Raw genomic sequence first — 18,306 nt, forward strand, 5'->3', positions numbered from 1 at the left:
ACCCCACTGGAGGAGAGGTCAGCCCCTCCGGGGTGAGCTTTTCTCCTCCCGATGAATCACAGGTGTTGATTTTTACCCTAAGTAGGGATTTATCCATACCTTCCTCGTTTGGGGTGGAGGATCCTCTCCCGGAGGGAGTGCTGTCTTCTCTCCGGGTGGATATGTCTTGCACCGGGGCGGAAGTCCCGTCGGCACCCGCCGTCGTAGCCGCCGCAGCAGGCGCTGAGGGGGAGCAGCGCCGGTGCGGTCGCCGACCGCGCGTTCCCCCGGGGGCCGCTGCGGCCGGCCGCGTCAGCGGTGAGCCGCTTGCAGCGCGTGGCCGAGGGCTTCCCGGCCGGACGGCGTCACGTCCCCGCCGAGCAGGACCAGGGCCCGCTCGGCGGCGCCGGCGGGCTCGACGTCAATGGTGACCAGCTGCTGGCCGGGAGCGCTGTTGACGTCGAACACCTCGCAGGTGAGGATCAGGTCGCCGGCCTCGCGGTGGCGGAGGGGCATGGCCGCGTGCGGTACGGGGGACACGTCGTGCCGCGCCCATAATCGGCGGAAATCCGCGCTCTGGGAGGAGAGCTCGTCGACCAGTTCGGTCAGCTGAGGATCGTCGAGGTCCGCCCCTGCGGCGGCACGCAGGTGCGCCACCTTGGAGCGGGCGACCTGCTCCCAGTCCAGGCCGAACTCGCGGTAGAACTCGTGCGCGGCGGGGGCCAGAAAGACCATCCGCAGTAGGTTGTCCGCGTGTTCCCACCCCTCGTAGAGGGCGGTGGCCAGCGGGTTCGCGGCCAGCACGTCCATCCGGCGGCTGATCACCAGTGCCGGGGTGTACGGCCAGCTCCAGATCAGCCGCAGCAGGTCAGGGCTGACCCGTTCCGTCCCGCCGACTGTCCTGCGCCGTGGCCCGGGATGAGCGAGTCCGTGCAGGTGCGCCGCGGCGTCGGGGTCGAGGTCCAGCGCCCGTGCCAGGGCGTCGAGCACCTGCTCGGACGGATGGCGTTCGCGCCCCTGCTCCAGACGGATGTAGTAGTCGGTGCTGACCCCGGCGAACATCGCCACCTCCTCCCGGCGCAGTCCCGGGGTCCGGCGGAGCCCGGAGGGCGGCAGTCCTACCTGCTCGGGGGCGGTGACCTCGCGTCGAGCGCGCAGGAACTCACCCAGAAGATTGTGATTGTCCATTTCATCACCGTGTGAAGCGTGTGCTTGGATTCATCACTTTGTGGCGGAAACCGGTTGACCAGGTGCCGTATTCCGCGGCTCCCGGGCCGGCCCCTCCAACGGGGACGGCGACGGCCTCGACGCGCAGCGTGCGCGTTCTTCCTCGCCCTTCCTCGCCGGCACTCCGAGGCGTCCGTCGGCGGCGAGGTCCACCCCTGGGAGTGACACTCCTACCCTCCTGGAGGGCACCCCGCCTAGCGTGGGATCCAGGCACCGTGTCGGTGCGCTGCGCAGTACCGATCCGGTGCTCCACCGGCCCGGGCATCGCCCGGGACGTGACCGATCCGGTATGGAGTGATCCATCATGATCAAGCTCAGGAACGCTCTCGCGGCTGGAACGATGATGGCTTTCGCCCTCGTCGTGCCCGCGACGACGCCGGCCCAGTCCGCCGGCGCCGACACTGAGGCCGTTGTCACCGTTCAGGGTGACGGCGGCAGTGCCAACGGCGCCGCCAACGGCAGCGGTGGCTCCAACGGCGCCGTCAACAGCGGCAGCGGCTCCCACCGCCACTGAGAGGCTCCCGCCGCCACTGAGAGGAGAGACGCGTATGGGACCGCGGCCACGGGGCGCACGCTGAAGCGGCTGGACGCGAGCGTGGTCAGCCCAGTCGGGTGATCCGGGAGACGACCTCCACCAGGTCCGGCGGTTCCAGCGGGTCGGGGAGCCCGGCCAGCTCCGCCGGGGAGAACCAGCCGGAGCCCAGGAAGGTGTCGTCCTCCTCGGCGGTGAACGCGCCGGGGGCCACCGCGGGAGTGCCCTCGAACCTCGCCAGGTAGAACCGCTCGGTCTTGGCGTAGTGGGTGCCGAGCCAGTCGAACTCCCGGGGCACCGGCACCCAGAGGTCCAGCACCGCCTCGCCCGGCAGCCCGGTCTCCTCGGTCAGCTCCCGCCGCGCCGCCTCCAGGGGCGTCTCACCCGGATCCATCCCGCCGCCCGGTGGTTCCCACAGGGTCCTGCCGCTGACCGGGTCATGCCAGCGCAGCAGCAGCACGCGGCCGTCGCCGTCCACGCAGACCACCCGTGCCGCGGCCCGGTCGCTCACCGGGGAGCCGTCCGCCCGCAAGCCGTCCCCGTCCGTCTGAGAGTCGCTCATAAGTCCGGGACGTTATCACCGTCCATCGGGTCCAACCCTTCCACAACGCCTGCCGAAAAGCAGGATGACCTGCGGAGACGTCCTCAACCTGACAGCCTTACGCGGTCAGCCGTGTCGGAGGTCCCCGCACAGGGCCGGAGTGCTCCGGCCGTCCGCCGGCGCGGTGCCGCGCGGGTCAGCGTTTCATCGCGCCGTCGGCGATGGCGTCGGCGGCCTCGCTGATCGCCATGCCGACGATCTCCAGGCGCCGGACCAGCTCGCGCTCCTTCAGGGTCTCGGCGCTGATCGGGTCGGAGAAGATGCGGGCCATCTCGTACTGGTACATGCGCCGGATGGTGCCGCCGACCTTCTTCGCCTCCAGCGCGTCATGGGTGATCACCGAGGGGCGGGACGCCAGGCCGTGGACCGCGGCCTCCAGGGCCTCGATGCCGACGATCACCTGGTCGAGCATGGGGGCGAAGCGCTGCTGGTCCCGGACGCGGTAGAGATGCGACTCGCGGACGAAGTCACGCAGGGAGTCCAGCACGTCGTCGATCGAGCGGGACAGCCGGAACAGGTCCTCGCGGTCGATCGGCGTCACCAGGGAGCCCGACAGCTCCTCCACCAGACGGGCGCGTTCGGTGTCGCCGCGGTGCTCGATGGAGCGCATCCGCTCGTGGGCGTCGGTCCGGCCCATGTCACCCCCGATCATGGCCATGGCCAGCCAGGCCCCCTGTTTGGTGGCCTCCAGCTGCCCGATCAGCGCCTCGACGAGCACGCTGTCCATGCGGCCCGCCATCAGATCCCGCACCCGCCGCAGCCGCTTCACACGATCACCCTCCGGAGGATGAGCGCCGCCGCCGCGGCGAGCAGCCCGCTCACCGGCAGCGTCAGCATCCAGGCTAAGACGATCTTCGTGGCGGCGTGCCAGCGCACCCGCCCGGCGCTCTCGGCCATCCCGGCCCCGATGAGGGCGCCGGCGATCGTCTGGGTCATGCTCACCGGTGCGCCGATCGCCGAGCAGCCGATCACGGCGGCACCGCTGGCCAGCTCGGCGGTCACGCCGTGCAGCGGGCGCGAGGCGATGATCCCCCGGCTGAGCGTACGGCCGGCACGCGGCAGGCCGTACAGGGCGCCGATCCCGAACAGCGCCGCCACGGCCAGGCAGACGGGGAACGGAGGGCTGGAGAGGCCGAGGGTGAGCATAAAGACGGCCAGCATCTTCTGGCCGTCGTTGGCCGCGTAGGCCAGGCACTGCAGGGTGAACCCGGCCCGGTGCCACTGCCGCAGCGTGCGACCGTGCGCCAGCCGTACGAGCAGCCGGATCGTCAGGGTCGCCAGCAGCCCTCCGACGAACGGGGCGGCCATCGCGACCGCGAGCACGAACAGCACGGCGCCGCCCGAGACGGGCAGATCCCAGCCCAGGCGCGCACCGGTGAGGGCGCCCACGATGGCGAGGGTCAGGCTGGTGGGCAGCCCCTGGTTGTTGAGGGCCGCGACGACGGCCAGCGCGGCCAGTACGGCGACGGTCAACGTGATCTGGCCGTAGGGGCCTTCCATGCTCGTCAGCCTGGTGGTGAAGGTCTTGGCGACCTGGTAGGTCACCAGGGGCATCAGCGCGACCGTGACCATCATCATGATCACGCCGGTCACCGGCGGGATGCTGGGGATCTTCAGCCCGATCGCCAGGAGCGCGCCGCCGTCGTTGACCCCGGTGACGACCGCGAAGAGTCCGGCGAGCGACGTCAGGGCGACCAGGCTCACGCTTCCACATCCCAACTGAACGGCAGGTGAAGGACAGAGCCGGCCCGGCTGCGGCGGCCACAGGCGGATGACGGCTGCCCTCGCTCGTGGTCCATGGGTAGCGTCCCCAGTGCCCCGATAGGGACATACCTACCCAGAGGTCGAGTGGATGATGGATGGAGAGTTCATTCTGTTGGACCCGGGGCCGGCGTGCACCTCACAGCGCGTCAAGATCACGAAGGCGCACGGCATCCCGCGCCCGCGCCGCTGACCCGGAGGTGGGCGTGGCGCGGGTGGAGACGGCCGGCGCGCTGTACTCTGCCCAGGTCGGTGCGGAAGCACCGGACGATCCGACCTCTTCGAGGGTGAAGGCATGAACGAGCGAGTCAGAAGGCCCGGCACGGGCTCCGGGACACCGGAGGGGGCGAGCGCATGAGCTCCGCCGCCCAGTACGTGCTGACGTTGTCCTGCCCGGACCGGCCCGGCGTGGTGGCCGCGGTCTCCGGTCTCCTGGCCGCGCGGGGCTGCAACATCACCGAGAGCCAGCAGTTCGGGGACCCCGTCTCCGAGCGCTTCTTCATGCGGGTGCAGTTCGTCTCCCCGCTCTCCCACGCCGATCTCCGCACGGCCTTCACCGCGCTCGCCCCCGAGCTCGGCATGGAGTTCAAGCTGCGCGACCTGGCCGTCAAGCCGCGTGTGCTGGTGCTGGTCAGCAAGTTCGGGCACTGCCTCAACGACCTGCTCTACCGCACGCGCTCCGGCCTGCTCGACATCGAGATCGTCGGGGTGGCCTCCAACCACCCCGACCTGCGCCCGCTGACCCAGTCCTACGGCATCGACTATCACCACCTGCCGGTCACCCCCGAGACCAAGTCCCGCCAGGAGGCGGAGATCCTGAGCCTGGTCGACCACTACCAGGCCGACCTGGTGGTGCTCGCGCGCTACATGCAGGTGCTGTCGGAGGACCTCTGCGTCAAGCTCGCCGGCAACGTGATCAACATCCACCACTCGTTCCTGCCGTCGTTCAAGGGGGCCAAGCCGTATCACCAGGCCCACTCCCGAGGGGTGAAGCTGATCGGCGCGACCGCTCACTACGTGACCGCCGACCTCGACGAGGGGCCGATCATCGAGCAGGAGGTCGCCCGGGTCAACCACACCCACTCCGCGGAGGACCTGGCCGCCATCGGCCGCGACGTCGAGTGCCAGGCCCTCGCCCGCGCCGTACGGTGGCACGCCGAGCAGCGGGTCCTCCTCGACGGCCACCGGACCATCGTCTTCCCGCGCTAGCCGGGCGCCGTGACCGTGGCGCGCCCCCCGGCGGGGGCGCGCCGGGCGGCGACTACGCCGTCAGGCCCGTGTGGTGGGCGAGGAAGGTGAGCTGGTCGGCGGCGAGCTCGACGGTCTTGCTCACCGCGCGGGCGCCGTGGCCCACCTCGGTCTCGTTGCGGAGCAGGATCGGCCGGTCGGAGGACTGGGCGTGCTGGAGGGCGGCGCACATCTTCCAGGCGTGCAGCGGGTGGACCCGGGTGTCGGACTGGAAGACGGTGAACAGCGTCGCCGGGTAGGACACGCCCTCGCGGACGTGGTGGTAGGGCGAGTAGGCGTACAGCCACGCGAACTCGTCGGGCTTCTCGGCCGAGCCGTACTCGACGTTCCAGGTCGCGCCGAGGCCGAACAGCTCGTAGCGGACCATGTCGAGCAGCGGGGCCGAGCAGGCGACGGCGGCGTACAGGTCGGGGCGCTGGGTCAGGGCCGCGCCGACCAGGAGGCCGCCGTTGGAGCCGCCGGAGATGGCCAGCTGGGAGGCGGTGGTGACGCCGGTGGCGATCAGGTGCTCGGCCGCCGCGTGCAGGTCGTCGTAGACGTTCTGCTTGTTGGCGAGCATCCCCGCCCGGTGCCACTCCTCGCCCTGCTCGCCGCCGCCGCGCAGCTGGGCGATGGCGTAGGCGCCGCCCGCCTCGACCCAGGTCAGGATCGACGCCGAGTAGCCGGGGGTCATCGAGATGCCGAAGCCGCCATAGCCGTACAGGATGGTCGGGCGCGGTCCCTCGACGCCGGGCTTGGAGATCACCAGCATGTGGACCTCGGTGCCGTCGGCCGAGCGGTAGGTCACCTGCTCGGTGTCGACGGCGGGCACCTCGACGGCGCCCGGGGAGGAGGCCCAGAGGCTGGTCTCGCCGGTGCGGGCGTCGTAGCGCTGGATGGTCGGCGGCGTGGTGTTGTCGGTGTAGCCGAACCACGCCTCGTGGCCGCCCTCGGGGCGCTCGCTGATGCCGCCGATGGTGCCCAGGCCGGGCGTCGGCACCTGCCCCACGCGCTCGCCGGCGACCAGGTCGTGGACGGAGATCTCGCTGATCGCGTGGCGGGTCCAGCCGACCAGCATGACCGGCCGGTCCAGGTCGTCGAGGATCGCGAAGTCCGACAGCACGGCCTCCGGGTCCTGCGGGATCAGGTCGCGCCAGTGTTCGTACTGGGGGGCGGTGGGGTCGGTCACGCAGATCCGCCCGCGCGGGGCGTCGCGGTCGGTGAACACGTAGAGCCTGCCGTCGCGGCCGAAGCTCAGGGCGGTCTGGGCGTCGACGTCCTCCTGGACGACGACGAGGTCCGGCGACTCGGGGGAGGAGGCCGACAGGTCGGCCACCCACAGGTCGTTGCGCGGCGCCGTGCCGCGGGAGGCGGAGATCTGCAGCCAGCGGCCGTCGCGGGAGACCGCGACACCGTAGTAGTTGGTCTTCTCCATGCCGGCACCGAAGATCAGGACGTCGTCCTCGGTGGAGGTGCCGACCTGGTGCAGGTATACGCGGCGGTGGAACTGCTCCTCACCGTCGGGCACCTCGGTGGAGGGGAGCCTGCGCACGTAGTAGAAGGCCTTCCCGCCGGGCAGCCAGGCCACGGGGGAGTAGCGGCACCGGTCGATCGGACCCTCGATCCGGGCGCCCGTCGCGACGTCCATGAGGTAGAGGCTCGACTCCTCGTCGCCGCCCACCGAGATCTGGTAGGCGAGCAGGCGCCCCTCCTTGTCGGGCTGCCACGAGTCGAGCGTGGTGAGGCCGGTGGGGTCGAGCGCCGTCGGGTCCAGCAGCGCCCGCTCGGTGCCGTCGGGGTCGACGGTGTAGAGCACCGCGTGCTCCTGCTCCGGGGTCCGCCGCATGAAGAAGCGGCGCTCCCCGCGCCAGACCGGTGCGCCGACCGAGCCGGACCTGAGCAGCTCGGCGATCCGCGTCTTGAACGCCTCTCGTCCGGCGAGCGCCCCCATCTCGGCCGCGAAGAGCTTCTCCTCCTCCGCCAGCCACGTCGTGGTGGCCGGATCGTCGGGGTCCTCCAGCCATCGGTAGGGGTCGGGGACGGGGGTGCCGTGCAGGTCGTCGACGAGGGCGTCACGGCTGGCAGGAGGGTATGGCTGTCGCGTCATGGCAGGAACCCTACGACCTCCCGGCGACGGTGCGGACCCATTGCGCGAGAGGCGTATTCGATCTGCCGTCGGAGGAGTTAAAAACTAGTAATGCGGGCATAAAACGTACCAGGCGTCCCTTCAGTCATTTATGGGTGGCTCATTTATGAGTGGCGGGAACGATGATGCAGAAGCCAAACTTGGTTGAGGACGGTGCCGTGGTGACCATCCGCTGGGCCGTCCGGCGGAGGTCCTCGTGACGGAAGCACCAGGGCCCCAGGAGGGGCCGCCATTCGGGGCACGCGACGGCGTGCCCCCTCAACTGACGCGCCGTGCAGCGGGAAAGGCCCGCTGATGCGCCAAGTCCTGCTGTTGAACGCCACCTACGAACCCCTGACCACTCTCTCCCTGCACCGCGCGGTCGTGCTCGTGCTCAGGGAGAAGGCGGACGTCGTGCACCGCGACGGGCGGGGCGCCGTGTTCCGCTCGGCGAGCCGCACGCTCGACGTCCCGTCGGTGATCAGGCTTCGCCGATATGTCCGTATCCCCTACCGGTCACGGATCCCGCTGACCCGGACCGCGCTGATGCGCCGGGACGACTACCGGTGCGCCTACTGCGGCCAGCGGGCCGAGACCATCGACCACGTGATCCCACGCTCGCGGGGCGGCCCGCACACGTGGGAGAACTGCGTGGCCTCGTGCACCTCGTGCAACCACCGCAAGGCCGACCGGATGCTGGAGGAGCTGGGATGGACGCTGAGCGTCGTCCCGGTGGTGCCACGGGGCGTCCACTGGCGGTTGATCGGCGCACACAGCGTCGGCGACCCCCTGTGGGCGCCCTACCTCGCGGAGAGCGCGGCCTGACATCCGTTCGCCCTGGCCCATCCGGTTCGGCACAATCGACGTATGGGATGGACGTTCACCTCCGATGCCGAGGTGTATGCCGGGGCGGCGGAGCCGTGGCTGCTGAAGGACCCGGTCCGCAACACCGTCCCGCTCACGGTCCTGCGCGGCATCCGCAGCGGCCTGTGGGGCGACGACGTGCTGCTGGCCTGGCTGGAACGCGACGGCGAGACCGTCGCCGCGGCGAGCCAGACGCCGCCCCATCCGCTGCTGCTCGCCGACGTCCCCCCGGAGACCGTCCGCGGGCTCGCCGCCCGCCTCATCGAGGACGAACGGGTGATCCCCGGAGTGTCCGGGCCGCTGGCGCAGGCCGAGGCGTTCGCCGACGCCTGGTGGCGGCCCGAGGCCGGGCGCCGCTCCGAGCGCCTCTACCGGCTCGACGCGCCCGTCCCGCCGCGGCCGCCGGCCCGGGGAGCCCCCCGCACGGCCGCCATCGACGACCTCGGGCGGCTGGTCGGGTGGTTCCGCGACTTCCTGGCCGAGGCCGGCGGTGTCCTGCCCGCTGACCTGACCGCGCTGGTGGCCAGCAGGATCAACCGCGAGGAGCTGGTGCTGTGGGAGGCGGACGGGCTGCCCGTCGCGTTCGCCGGGCTCTCCTCGCCCATCGCCGGCATGTGCCGGGTCGGCCCCGTCTACACGCCCCCGGACCTGCGCCGGAGGGGATACGGCGCGGCGGTCGCCCACGCCGCGACGGCCGAGGCGCTGGCCGCGGGCGCCACGGAGGTGCTGCTGTTCACCGACCTGTCCAACCCCACCTCCAACTCGATCTACCAGGCGATCGGCTACCGCCCGGTCGCCGACTACGCCTCCATCAGCTTCACGTGAGTAACCTGTCTGTCATGCCGCGCTATGACTTCCGCTGCCGCGCCTGCGGATCCACCTTCGAGCTCTCCCGTCCGATGGCCCGCTCCGGCGAGCCCGCGCTCTGCCCGCAGGGCCACGACGACACCGTCAAGCTGCTGTCCACGGTCGCCGTGACCGGCGGATCCGGCGCCCCGGCACCCCGGCCGGGCGGCGGTGGCGGCGGCTGCTGCGGGGGCGGCTGCTGCGGCTAGGCCCCCGGCGGGGGCTCCCGGTCCCTCCTGAGCGCGCCGACCACGAGCCGGGCGACGCGCTCGACCGTGGCGATCCCCGTGTCCTTGCCGGGGCTGCGCTCCGACAGCACGGCGACCAGCAGGTCGTGGCCGTCCGAGCGGAGCCTGCCGATGCTGTTGACGGTCCACAGGCCGCCGTGCACCCGGGCCGGGAGCCAGCCGTTCTTCAGCGAGACGCGGTCCTCGGCGGACGCCGCGGCGCTCACGCCCCACGCCTGGCCGGGGACGACCGACGACATGAGCCTCGTGGCGAAACGCCGGTTGGCCGCGCTGACCGGCCCGGCCGGTGAGCTGAGTGCCCAGAGCACCCTGAGCTGCTCCGACGGCCCGCCCCTGGTCGCGCCCCAGTAGGGCCACGGGGCCGGCCAGGTGGCGGTGGCCCCGAGCCCGCGCAGCACCCGGGCCAGCCCGCGCCGGCCGCCGACCGCGGCGTAGAGCTCACTCGCGGCCTGGTTGTCGCTCCGCCTGATCATCACCCCGGCGCGGGAACGCTCGTGGCGGGTCAGCGGGCGCCCGGCCGCCTGGGCCCTGAGCAGCAGCGCGGTCAGGATGCCGACCTTGGCCACGCTCGCCAGCAGGAAGGGCCCGCTGTCGTGGTAGGTGTAGCCGGCCCCGGTGACCAGGTCGAACGCCGCGGCCGCCACGCGGCCGGGCCGGTCCTCCAGATAGTCGTCCAGCGCCCTGGTGAGGTCACGGCGCTCGGCGGGGCCGGGGACCGACGCGCCACCGCCGGACGTGGCGGCGGCGGGGGGCGGCGCCCGCCACCCCTTCCGCGCCGGTGCGGTTGCCGGCCCGGCGGCCGGTGCCCACGCGTAACAGGCGGCGACCGTCGTCACGGCGACGACGAGGGAGGCCCACCGAACCCTCATGGCCGGAGTCTGTCACCCGGCCGGCCTGATCCGGCCGAGTGACAGGTCAAGGTCCGGCTATGCGGCGCGCTCGTTCTGCAGGGCGCGCCGCCTGCCCTGGAAGGGCAGGAAGCGGTCGGCCAGGTAGGGGCGGGCGGGCTGGAAGGTGGGCTCGGTGGCGACGATCCGGTCGAACCGGAAGGCCCTGATGCCGTGTCGCAGGCGGCACATGCCCACGAGATACCAGTAGTCGCGGTGGACCATGCAGGTCACCGGGTCGACGTCGCGGACGGTGATCCGGCCGGTGACGTCCCGGTAGTGCAGGCGGACCACGAGACGGGAGGTGATGGCGTTGGCGATGGTCCGGGCCCGGTCGGCGACCGGGTCGGGCATCGGGTCGACGAGGGTCGAGAGCGTGGTGGCGATGACTTCGTCGTCGAGCTCCATGTGCTCGAACGCGTGGCGCAGGCCGCTGCGGGCGGCGTTGGCCTGCGGGCCCGAACCCAGGTGCGCCAGGGACAGGGCGAGGGCGGCGATCTCGGCGGTCGTCAACGGGCTGGCGGAGGGCTTCATGACGTTAGCCATACCCTGATCATAGGGACGGGCACCGACATTTTTCGAACTTCTTGTCGGGTACGGGGACCGTACCCGACAGGTAAGTCCGACAGGTGAAGCGGCGTCAGCGGGAGAGCTGGGACAGGTCCCGGGAGGCGCCGGTGGAGGCCGAAGTGGTCATCGCGGCGTAGGCCTGGAGCGCGGCGCTCACCGGGCGGTGACGGTCGCGCGGCCGGTAGCCGCCCAGGTCGGCGACGAGCCGCTCGCGGCGGGCCGACAGCTCCTCCTCGGAGACCTTCAGCTCGATCGACCGGCCGGGGATGTCGATCTCGATGAGGTCGCCGTCCTCGACCAGGGCGATGGTGCCGCCCTCGGCCGCCTCGGGGGAGGCGTGGCCGATGGACAGCCCGCTCGTGCCGCCGGAGAAGCGCCCGTCGGTGACCAGCGCGCAGGCCTTGCCCAGACCCTTGCCCTTCAGGAACGAGGTCGGGTAGAGCATCTCCTGCATGCCCGGCCCGCCCTTCGGGCCCTCGTAGCGGATCACCACGACGTCGCCGGCCTTGACCTTGTTGTTCAGGATGCCCTCGACCGCGTCGTCCTGGGACTCGAAGACCACGGCGGGCCCGGAGAAGCGCCAGATCGACTCGTCGACCCCGGCGGTCTTGACGATGCAGCCCTCGGTGGCGATGTTGCCGTAGAGGACGGCCAGGCCGCCGTCACGGGTGTAGGCGTGCTCGGAGTCGCGCACGCAGCCCTCGGACCGGTCGAGGTCCAGCGAGTCCCAGCGGGCCTCCTGCGAGTAGGGCTTGACGGTGCGGACGTTGCCGGGAGCGGCGTGCCAGAGCTCCAGCGCCTCGGGCAGCGCGGTGGCCGAGCACGGGTCCCAGGCGTCGATGTAGTCGCCCATCGTGCCGCCGTTGACGGTGTGCGCGTCACGGTGGAGCAGGCCGGCCCGGTCGAGCTCGCCGAGGATGGCGGGGATGCCGCCGGCCCGGTGGACGTCTTCGACGTGGTATTTCGCGGTGGCCGGGGCGACCTTGCACAGGCACGGCACCCGCAGCGAGATCTCGTTGATCTCCTTGAGGCCGAAGTCGACCTCGGCCTCGCGGGCCGCGGCGAGGATGTGCAGGATCGTGTTGGTCGAGCCGCCCATCGCCACGTCCAGCGCCATGGCGTTCTCGAAGGCGTCCTTGGTGGCGATGCTGCGCGGCAGGACCGTCTCGTCGTCCTGCTCGTAGTGGCGGCGGGTGATCTCCACGATCTGGCGCCCGGCGTCCTGGAACAGCTTCTTGCGCGCCTTGTGCGTGGCCAGGATCGTGCCGTTGCCCGGCAATGCCAGGCCGATGGCCTCGGCGAGGCAGTTCATCGAGTTGGCGGTGAACATCCCGCTGCACGAGCCACAGGTCGGGCAGGCGTTCTCCTCCATCTCCAGCAGCTCGGCGTCGGAGACGCCGTCGTCGGCGGAGGCGATCATCGGGTCGATCAGGTCGAGCTTCCGGCCCGGCGTCTTGCCGGCCTCCATCGGGCCGCCGGAGACGAAGACCGTGGGGATGTTGAGCCGGAAGGCGGCCAGCAGCATGCCCGGGGTGATCTTGTCGCAGTTGGAGACGCAGATGAGCGCGTCGGCGCAGTGCGCGTTGACCATGTATTCGACCGCGTCGGCGATCAGCTCGCGGCTGGGCAGCGAGTAGAGCATGCCGCTGTGGCCCATCGCGATGCCGTCGTCGACCGCGATCGTGTTGAACTCGCGCGGGATCGCGCCCGCCTCTCGGATCGCCCCGGCCACCACGTCGCCGACCTCGCGGAGGTGGACGTGCCCGGGGACGAACTGGGTGAAGCTGTTGGCCACCGCGATGATGGGCTTGCCGAAGTCACCGCCGGCTACACCCGTCGCCCGGAGCAGGGCCCGGGCTCCGGCCATGTTCCTGCCGTGAGTGACCGTACGAGACCTGAGGGCGGGCATGAGGCTTCTCCCATCATCGAAACCGAGTCTTCAAATGGTACGGCTACCGCCCGGTGCTTGAGACGGCTGTCCACAAGACGAGACGCGCGGCCGTCGACCGCCTGGTGGGCGGTCGCGGCGCGGAGCCGCTCCCCGGTGGCGTGCCGCGAAGGTGTCCGGACGTCGACGGGAACGTCTCCGGCCGCCGGCGGAGCGGCGGGAGCGCTGAGGCGGCGACCGGTGGAGCCGAGGTGTGGCCGGCCCTGCCACCGACCTTACCGAACGCCCCGCGCGCCGGACGCCCCACGGCCGTCGGTGACCGTGTCGGGTCACGGAGGCGGCCGCTTCGGATCCCGGTCGTGGAGGGCGCCGGGTCCCGGGCGTGGGGAGGGCGGGCGCGGACGCGGGAAAGGGGGCGGGCATGAAGGACGGGAGCCGCCGGCGCCCGGCCGGAGACTCCCGTCAGGGGTTACGGAGGGTCGCTCCCGGGGGCCGGGGCGCCTCCGGGGTCAGGATTCGGGGTAGCGCGCGGGCAGGACCTGCTCGGCGGCCCGGTAGATCTCGTCGATCTCGGTGTCGGTGAGTGACCGTTCCCGCTTGGTGATCCATTTGCGGACACGGCTGCCGTCGAAGACGTCGACCTCGCGGACGTTGAGGATCTTCCACGGGATCGCCGGACCGTAGATCGCCAGGGACGGGACGATCGTGACCTCGCGGCCGAGCGCCTCCCCGATCAGCTCTGCCGCCTGGGACGCCTCCCAGCGCGCCTCGTCGAGGCGGGGTTTCTGGTTGAACGGCCCGTGGAACAGCTTGCGGTGCGACTGGACGCGGACCGGCAGGCGCTTGTCCCATTTCTCCGAGTCGACGGCGTAGATCCCGGTGGGGCCCACGACCAGGTGGTCGATCTGGGCCTCGCTGTTGGGGATCGCACGGGCGTGCAGGGTGCGGTAACCGCCCCGCTCCAGCCGCTTGAGCTGGGCCTCCGTGCGCCGCTCCGCGACCGAGGCGCGCCGCCAGGCGGGCACCGTCGAGTTGGAGCGGGCGTGCAGCACCGTGTCGACGATCGCGGCCACGACGGCCGCGGTGACCCCCAGCCGCCAGCTCGCGAGCAGGATGCCCGCGACCACTCCCACGCCGACCGCGATCAGGGCACGGCGCCGCAGATGGCGATATTTGGGATGGTCGAGCAGACTGCGCAGGGAAGCGCGCTCAACGGGTGCGTACGTAGACGCGGGCGCGGTGGGTCGAGACGTCGGCCTGTCCTCGGCCGGTCGGTCACTGACCCAAATAGGTGACGTAGCGTTACCGTCTTCTGGTACCTGACCGGAATCCACGTAACTCACGGTAGCTGACGTCCATTGGGGTGCCTAGTATTGGGTATCTCATACTTTTGTGACCACCATCACTCGCTTGGCGCCGTCCTGATCCGGGTATCTACTCATTTCCTCTCTAGATAACCGGGCCGTCTGCGCCTACTGTGCGGGACGTGGCCCACATACATGATCTTACCGCCCTTGAGCAGGCGGCGGCCGTGCGGAGCGGGGAGATCTCGCCCGTCGAGATCGCCGAACACTACCTCGACCGCATCGCGCGGCTGGACCCGGAGGTCGGCGCCTATGTGACCGTCACCCGCGAGATGGCCCTGGAACAGGCGGGCAAGGCCGAGGCCAGGGTGCTGGCGGGGGAGGAGCTCCCGCCGCTGCTCGGGGTGCCGATCCCGATCAAGGACCTCAACCTGGTCAAGGACGTGCCGATCCACTTCGGCTCGGCCACCTACGAGGACTTCGTCGCGCCGGTGGACGACAGCGTGGTCGAGAGGCTCAGGGACGCCGGGACGGTCATGCTCGGCAAGACCGCGACCCCGGAGTTCGGACTGCCCTGCTACACCGAGACCTCGCTCTCCCCGCCCACCCGCACCCCGTGGGACCTCTCCCGCTCCGCCGGCGGCTCCAGCGGAGGAGCCGCCGCCGCGGTCGCCGCGGGCCTGGCCCCCGCGGCGCAGGGCAGTGACGGCGCGGGCTCGATCCGGATCCCCGCCTCGGTCTGCGGGCTGTACGGCATCAAGCCCACCCGGGGCCGGATCAGCTCCGCGCCGATCATCCCCGACCTCGCCGGCCTGTCCACCAACGGCCCGATCACCCGTACCGTGGCCGACGCCGCCGCGCTGCTCGACGTGATGACGCACGACAACCCCGGCGACCTCTACTACGCCCCGCCGCCGGAGCTGGGCACGTTCACGGCGTACGTGGGCCGGGACCCGGGCCGCCTGCGCATCGCCCGCTACGCCGAGCCGCTCGTCCCCGGCGCCGAGGTCGACCCCGAGGTGCTCGCCGCCTACGAGCACGCCTCGGCGGAGCTGGCCGCGCTCGGGCACGAGGTGGTGGACATCGCGCCGCCGTTCACCCCGGACCTGGTGCCGCAGTTCGTGACGCTCTGGTACGCCTTCGCCTGCATGCACCCGGTGGACCTGAGCAAGCAGGAGCGGCTCCGGCCGCTGACCGCCTGGCTGCGCGGGCGCGGCTTCGCCACCCCGGCCCCCGACTTCCTGCAGGCCCAGTCGGCGCTGCAGCTGGCCACCCGGTTCGGGCTGATGGTCACCGACCAGTACGACGCGGTGCTCACCCCCACCGTCACCCAGCCGCCCCGGCCGGTGGGCTGGTTCGAGGACGTGGCGGAGCCGGAGGAGACCTTCGAGCGGATGAAGCGCTTCGCCGCCTTCCCCGCCATCTACAACGTCAGCGGCCAGCCCGCGGTCAACCTCCCGCTGCACTGGACGCCGGACGGCCTGCCGGTCGGCGTCATGCTGGCCGGACGGTTCGGCGACGAGGGCACGCTGATCTCGCTCTCGGCGCAGGTCGAGGCGGCCCGCGGCGGCTTCTGGGGAGAGCGCAGGCCGGCCGTCTGGTAGGTCTCGAACAGGTCTCGACGACATCTCGCCGCAGGTCTACCGTTGGTCGTGTGGACGCGATCCGGGTCCTCGGGTTTCTCGTCGGAGCCTCCGCGGGACTGTTCCTGTTCATCACCCTGCTGGTGATGCTGCCCGGCAGGATGCGCGCGCGTGCGGCCCGGACCACCTCGGCGGGCGCGGTGTGGTTCGGCGGCCCGCACGGCGGCGAGCAGGGTGGCGTCGCCCCCGGTCCGGTGCTGGTGGGCCGGGGGGCTCCCCGGGAGCCGCGGGTCGACTGGGTCTCGCTGGCCGAGCTCGCCGAGCCGGGCCGGCACGTCGGCGGGGCGTCGGCGCGATGGTGACGGTGCTGCCGGCCCTGAGCCCGGCACAGGCCGACGACCTCCGGGAGGCGCTGCGCGCCGCGGACCGCCGCAGCGGCCTGCGCTTCGCGGCCTACCTCGGACCGGCCATCGGCCCGCGCCGCCACTTCGCCGAACGGCTGCACGCCGCGCTGGGCGAGGAGGCCGACAGGGCCGTGCTCGTCTTCGTGGACCCCGGAGGGCGGGCGCTGGAGATCGTCACCGGTCTCCACGCCGGCCGGCGGCTCCCCGACCGGGAGTGCCGCCTGGCCGCGACGTCGATGGCGCTCGCCCTCGGTGCGGGAGATCTGGCGGGCGGGCTCGTCTCCGGCGTGGGGCTGCTGGCGGATCTCGCTTCGCGCCGCAGATGACCTTCTCGCATAATCGGGTAGTGCTGAAGATCGTGCGCGACACGCTGGCGGGTCACGTCTCCGGGGGAGGCACGGTGAGGCAGGAGCAGGACGAGGTCGTCGCCTACATCGCGGCGGTCCTGGCCGAGGTGCGCGGCGACATCGGCAGGGCGGACCGCAAGGCCGCGGTCCTGGCGGCGGCGGCCGTCCTCGGCGTGCTGCTGGGCAACCGCTACGGGCCGGACGGGCTGCCCAGCCAGGTGGAGTGGCTCTGGTGGGCGGGCGTCTTCTTCTGCGTGATGGGGGTCCTGATGCTCGCCGGCGCCCTCTACCCCCGCAGTGCGCGGCTCGCCGGGCAGGCGGTGGAGCGCCGCCGCTCCTACGCGGGCCGACTCTACGACGAGGACCCCCACGCCGGCGAGGCCCCGGTGGAGGACTCCCGCGCCGGCGCGTTCGCCCGCAGCGCGCTCGCCGACCTGAGGGCCCGCACGGCGGCCCAGGACACCCGGGTCCGGGCCGACCGGCTCGTGCTGGACATCAGGAGGCTCAGCTCCGTCGCCGACGCCAAGAAACGCTACGTCCGCAGGGGCGTGATCCTGTTGGTGATCTCCCTCTGCTGCTGCGCGCTCTCGGTGACGGTCGGCCAGGCCATGACGTCGTGGGACTTCTTCGGCAGGCCCATGGCCCCCGCCGTCCAGCCGACGCCCGCGGCGGGCCCGTGCGTCCCGTCCGGCACCTGTGACAGGTCCTCCTACGGTCAGGCCCGCAGCAGTTTCACCAGATAGGTGCTGATGTCCGTCAGCAGGGTCGAGGGGGCCAGGGGCGCGGCGGCGACGGCGGAGAACAGGCTGGGCAGCCCCGGCAGGGGGAAGCCGTCGTCCCTGGCGGCCTCCTCGCCCACCGCGTTCTTGCCGAGGATCGCCCGGCTGCGCTGCCAGGCGTCAAGGACCTCCTCGGGGGAGGGCACACCGAACCCGTGGCCCACCGGGGCCGCGTGGCGCAGCCGTACCAGGGGGGTGTCGGCGAAGGCCAGCGCGGCGCGGGCGCGCACGCCGAGGTCCTCGCGGCGCTCCGGCTCCACCCAGTCCATCGCGGTGCAGGGGGTGCGGCAGGTGGCCACGCAGGTGGCGAGCGCGCCCGCCACCTGGCTGTGCTGCCGGTCGAAGTAGGCCCGCCAGCCCTCGGCCGGCTCCCCGGCCACCCGCAGGGTCCGGTTGGTGGCCGACTGCTCCGACTTCGTGTGGTCGCACTCGCGCTCGCCGATCACGCCGAACCTGCTGCCCGGCGCGCTGAGCCCGCGCGGCCAGCGCGCCGGGTCACCCGCGTTGCCGAGCAGCGGCTCGAAGGCGAGCAGCGGCAGGTATTCGCTGGCGATGTGGATGGCGGCGACCATGGGGCTCAGCTCGCGCCGGTGCCACCGGACCGCGATCACCTCCAGCAGCAGCCCGTAGGCGGGCCGCAGCGACTCCAGGGCGCCGCGCGGCTGCTCCCGCGGCGTCTGCGGCATGGTGCACGCCCGCGCCCGGCGCCTCAGGTCGCTGGGTACGGCCCGCGCCTCGGCGGCGAAGTCCTCCGCGTCGAGGGAGAGCAGCCGCTGCCCGAACTCGCACACCGCCTCGATGTCGCCGGCGTCCTCGACGACGTCCACGGCGAGTGCCCCGAGGTCGGCGAAGGCGTGCCTGCGCGCCAGGGAGACGAGTAGATCGCGTGCTGATTCCACTTGATCACCTTCTCACGGGGCGCGGATCCCGGGTCACCTTATCCGGCCATAGCGGGATATTGACATGTTCTTGCAGGTAGGGACCATTTTTACCATCAACTGGCGGTGGCCGGCGCACTGATCACGGCGCCGCGGCCCGCCCGCCCGGCCCGGACGGCACCGCTGGGACGATAGACCGCCAGGTAGGCATGGACAGGTAGGCGCGGCACAGATGCGCACCACCGTGCCGGTGGAC

General features: G+C 71.9%; 19 protein-coding genes. 9 read left to right on the forward strand and 10 right to left on the reverse strand.

Going from position 1 to position 18,306, the window contains the following annotated elements; genetic code table 11:
* Positions 1–291 precede the first annotated feature (291 nt).
* Positions 292–1,167, reverse strand: coding sequence for a helix-turn-helix domain-containing protein (locus ACWDS7_RS17200; protein WP_451930087.1), 876 nt, complete (start codon positions 1,165–1,167; stop codon positions 292–294).
* Positions 1,168–1,510: 343 nt separating this feature from the next.
* Here ACWDS7_RS17200 and ACWDS7_RS17205 point away from each other — a divergent pair, with 343 nt between their 5' ends.
* Positions 1,511–1,720 (forward strand): hypothetical protein, encoded by a 210-nt coding sequence (locus ACWDS7_RS17205; protein WP_451930088.1) that lies wholly within the window; start codon positions 1,511–1,513, stop codon positions 1,718–1,720.
* An 85-nt stretch (positions 1,721–1,805) separates the two neighbouring features.
* On the opposite strand, the gene ACWDS7_RS17210 is transcribed toward ACWDS7_RS17205, so the two are convergent.
* From ACWDS7_RS17210 to ACWDS7_RS17220, 3 genes are all read right to left on the reverse strand, one after another.
* Positions 1,806–2,300 (reverse strand): NUDIX hydrolase, encoded by a 495-nt coding sequence (locus ACWDS7_RS17210; RefSeq protein ID WP_451930089.1) that lies wholly within the window; start codon positions 2,298–2,300, stop codon positions 1,806–1,808.
* A gap of 175 nt (positions 2,301–2,475) precedes the next feature.
* Positions 2,476–3,108 carry a DUF47 domain-containing protein gene (locus ACWDS7_RS17215; RefSeq protein ID WP_451930090.1) on the reverse strand — a complete coding sequence of 211 codons (633 nt, stop codon included), beginning with the start codon at positions 3,106–3,108 and terminating at the stop codon, positions 2,476–2,478.
* On the reverse strand, positions 3,105–4,043 hold the full coding sequence (locus tag ACWDS7_RS17220; protein ID WP_451930091.1) for an anion permease: 939 nt from the start codon (positions 4,041–4,043) through the stop codon (positions 3,105–3,107). Before ACWDS7_RS17220 ends, ACWDS7_RS17215 begins: the two co-directional genes overlap by 4 nt.
* A 411-nt stretch (positions 4,044–4,454) precedes the next feature.
* On the opposite strand from ACWDS7_RS17220, the gene purU reads away from it, so the two are divergent.
* Complete coding sequence (gene purU / locus ACWDS7_RS17225) at positions 4,455–5,309, forward strand: formyltetrahydrofolate deformylase (protein ID WP_451930092.1); 855 nt, start codon at positions 4,455–4,457, stop codon at positions 5,307–5,309.
* Between the two features lie 52 nt (positions 5,310–5,361).
* On the opposite strand, the gene ACWDS7_RS17230 is transcribed toward purU, so the two are convergent.
* Entirely contained in the window at positions 5,362–7,434 is a 2,073-nt protein-coding gene (locus tag ACWDS7_RS17230; RefSeq protein WP_451930093.1) for a prolyl oligopeptidase family serine peptidase, read from the reverse strand.
* A gap of 333 nt (positions 7,435–7,767) precedes the next feature.
* Here ACWDS7_RS17230 and ACWDS7_RS17235 point away from each other — a divergent pair, with 333 nt between their 5' ends.
* From ACWDS7_RS17235 to ACWDS7_RS17245, 3 genes are read left to right on the forward strand one after another with little or no spacing between them, the layout of a single operon-like run.
* Complete coding sequence (locus ACWDS7_RS17235) at positions 7,768–8,277, forward strand: HNH endonuclease (RefSeq protein ID WP_012893753.1); 510 nt, start codon at positions 7,768–7,770, stop codon at positions 8,275–8,277.
* Between the two features lie 42 nt (positions 8,278–8,319).
* The gene (locus ACWDS7_RS17240) at positions 8,320–9,141 is read left to right on the forward strand and encodes a GNAT family N-acetyltransferase (protein ID WP_451930094.1); all 822 of its coding nucleotides are present in this window, start codon (positions 8,320–8,322) and stop codon (positions 9,139–9,141) included.
* A 14-nt stretch (positions 9,142–9,155) separates the two neighbouring features.
* Positions 9,156–9,371: an FmdB family zinc ribbon protein gene (locus tag ACWDS7_RS17245; protein ID WP_306866272.1), complete on the forward strand. Its 216-nt coding sequence runs from the start codon at positions 9,156–9,158 to the stop codon at positions 9,369–9,371.
* Here the strand turns inward: ACWDS7_RS17245 and ACWDS7_RS17250 are convergent.
* The 4 genes from ACWDS7_RS17250 to ACWDS7_RS17265 form a co-directional block, all read right to left on the reverse strand.
* The gene (locus ACWDS7_RS17250; protein WP_451930095.1) at positions 9,368–10,279 is read right to left on the reverse strand and encodes a serine hydrolase; all 912 of its coding nucleotides are present in this window, start codon (positions 10,277–10,279) and stop codon (positions 9,368–9,370) included. The two genes, ACWDS7_RS17245 and ACWDS7_RS17250, sit on opposite strands and share 4 nt — an antisense overlap.
* 57 nt (positions 10,280–10,336) lie before the next feature.
* On the reverse strand, positions 10,337–10,843 hold the full coding sequence (locus ACWDS7_RS17255; RefSeq protein WP_306866277.1) for a helix-turn-helix transcriptional regulator: 507 nt from the start codon (positions 10,841–10,843) through the stop codon (positions 10,337–10,339).
* 94 nt (positions 10,844–10,937) lie between these two features.
* Positions 10,938–12,776: a dihydroxy-acid dehydratase gene (gene ilvD / locus ACWDS7_RS17260; RefSeq protein ID WP_451930096.1), complete on the reverse strand. Its 1,839-nt coding sequence runs from the start codon at positions 12,774–12,776 to the stop codon at positions 10,938–10,940.
* Between the two features lie 488 nt (positions 12,777–13,264).
* Positions 13,265–13,888 (reverse strand): nuclease-related domain-containing protein, encoded by a 624-nt coding sequence (locus tag ACWDS7_RS17265; protein ID WP_451930097.1) that lies wholly within the window; start codon positions 13,886–13,888, stop codon positions 13,265–13,267.
* Positions 13,889–14,241: 353 nt separating this feature from the next.
* On the opposite strand from ACWDS7_RS17265, the gene ACWDS7_RS17270 reads away from it, so the two are divergent.
* The 4 genes from ACWDS7_RS17270 to ACWDS7_RS17285 are packed head-to-tail and all read left to right on the forward strand — an operon-like array spanning position 14,242 to position 17,136.
* Positions 14,242–15,663 carry an amidase gene (locus tag ACWDS7_RS17270; protein WP_451930098.1) on the forward strand — a complete coding sequence of 474 codons (1,422 nt, stop codon included), beginning with the start codon at positions 14,242–14,244 and terminating at the stop codon, positions 15,661–15,663.
* Between the two features lie 50 nt (positions 15,664–15,713).
* Entirely contained in the window at positions 15,714–16,004 is a 291-nt protein-coding gene (locus tag ACWDS7_RS17275) for a hypothetical protein (RefSeq protein ID WP_451930099.1), read from the forward strand.
* A complete protein-coding gene (locus ACWDS7_RS17280; RefSeq protein WP_306866288.1) occupies positions 15,998–16,372 on the forward strand; it encodes a DUF5130 family protein in 375 nt (124 codons plus the stop codon). The genes ACWDS7_RS17275 and ACWDS7_RS17280 overlap by 7 nt, the downstream gene beginning before the upstream one ends.
* Positions 16,373–16,392: 20 nt before the next feature.
* Positions 16,393–17,136: a Pycsar system effector family protein gene (locus tag ACWDS7_RS17285; protein WP_451930100.1), complete on the forward strand. Its 744-nt coding sequence runs from the start codon at positions 16,393–16,395 to the stop codon at positions 17,134–17,136.
* Here the strand turns inward: ACWDS7_RS17285 and ACWDS7_RS17290 are convergent.
* Positions 17,109–18,071 (reverse strand): hypothetical protein, encoded by a 963-nt coding sequence (locus ACWDS7_RS17290; RefSeq protein ID WP_306866292.1) that lies wholly within the window; start codon positions 18,069–18,071, stop codon positions 17,109–17,111. The genes ACWDS7_RS17285 and ACWDS7_RS17290 overlap by 28 nt on opposite strands.
* Positions 18,072–18,306: the final 235 nt, after the last annotated feature.

It is taken from the genome of Streptosporangium sp. NPDC003464 (assembly GCF_053588315.1).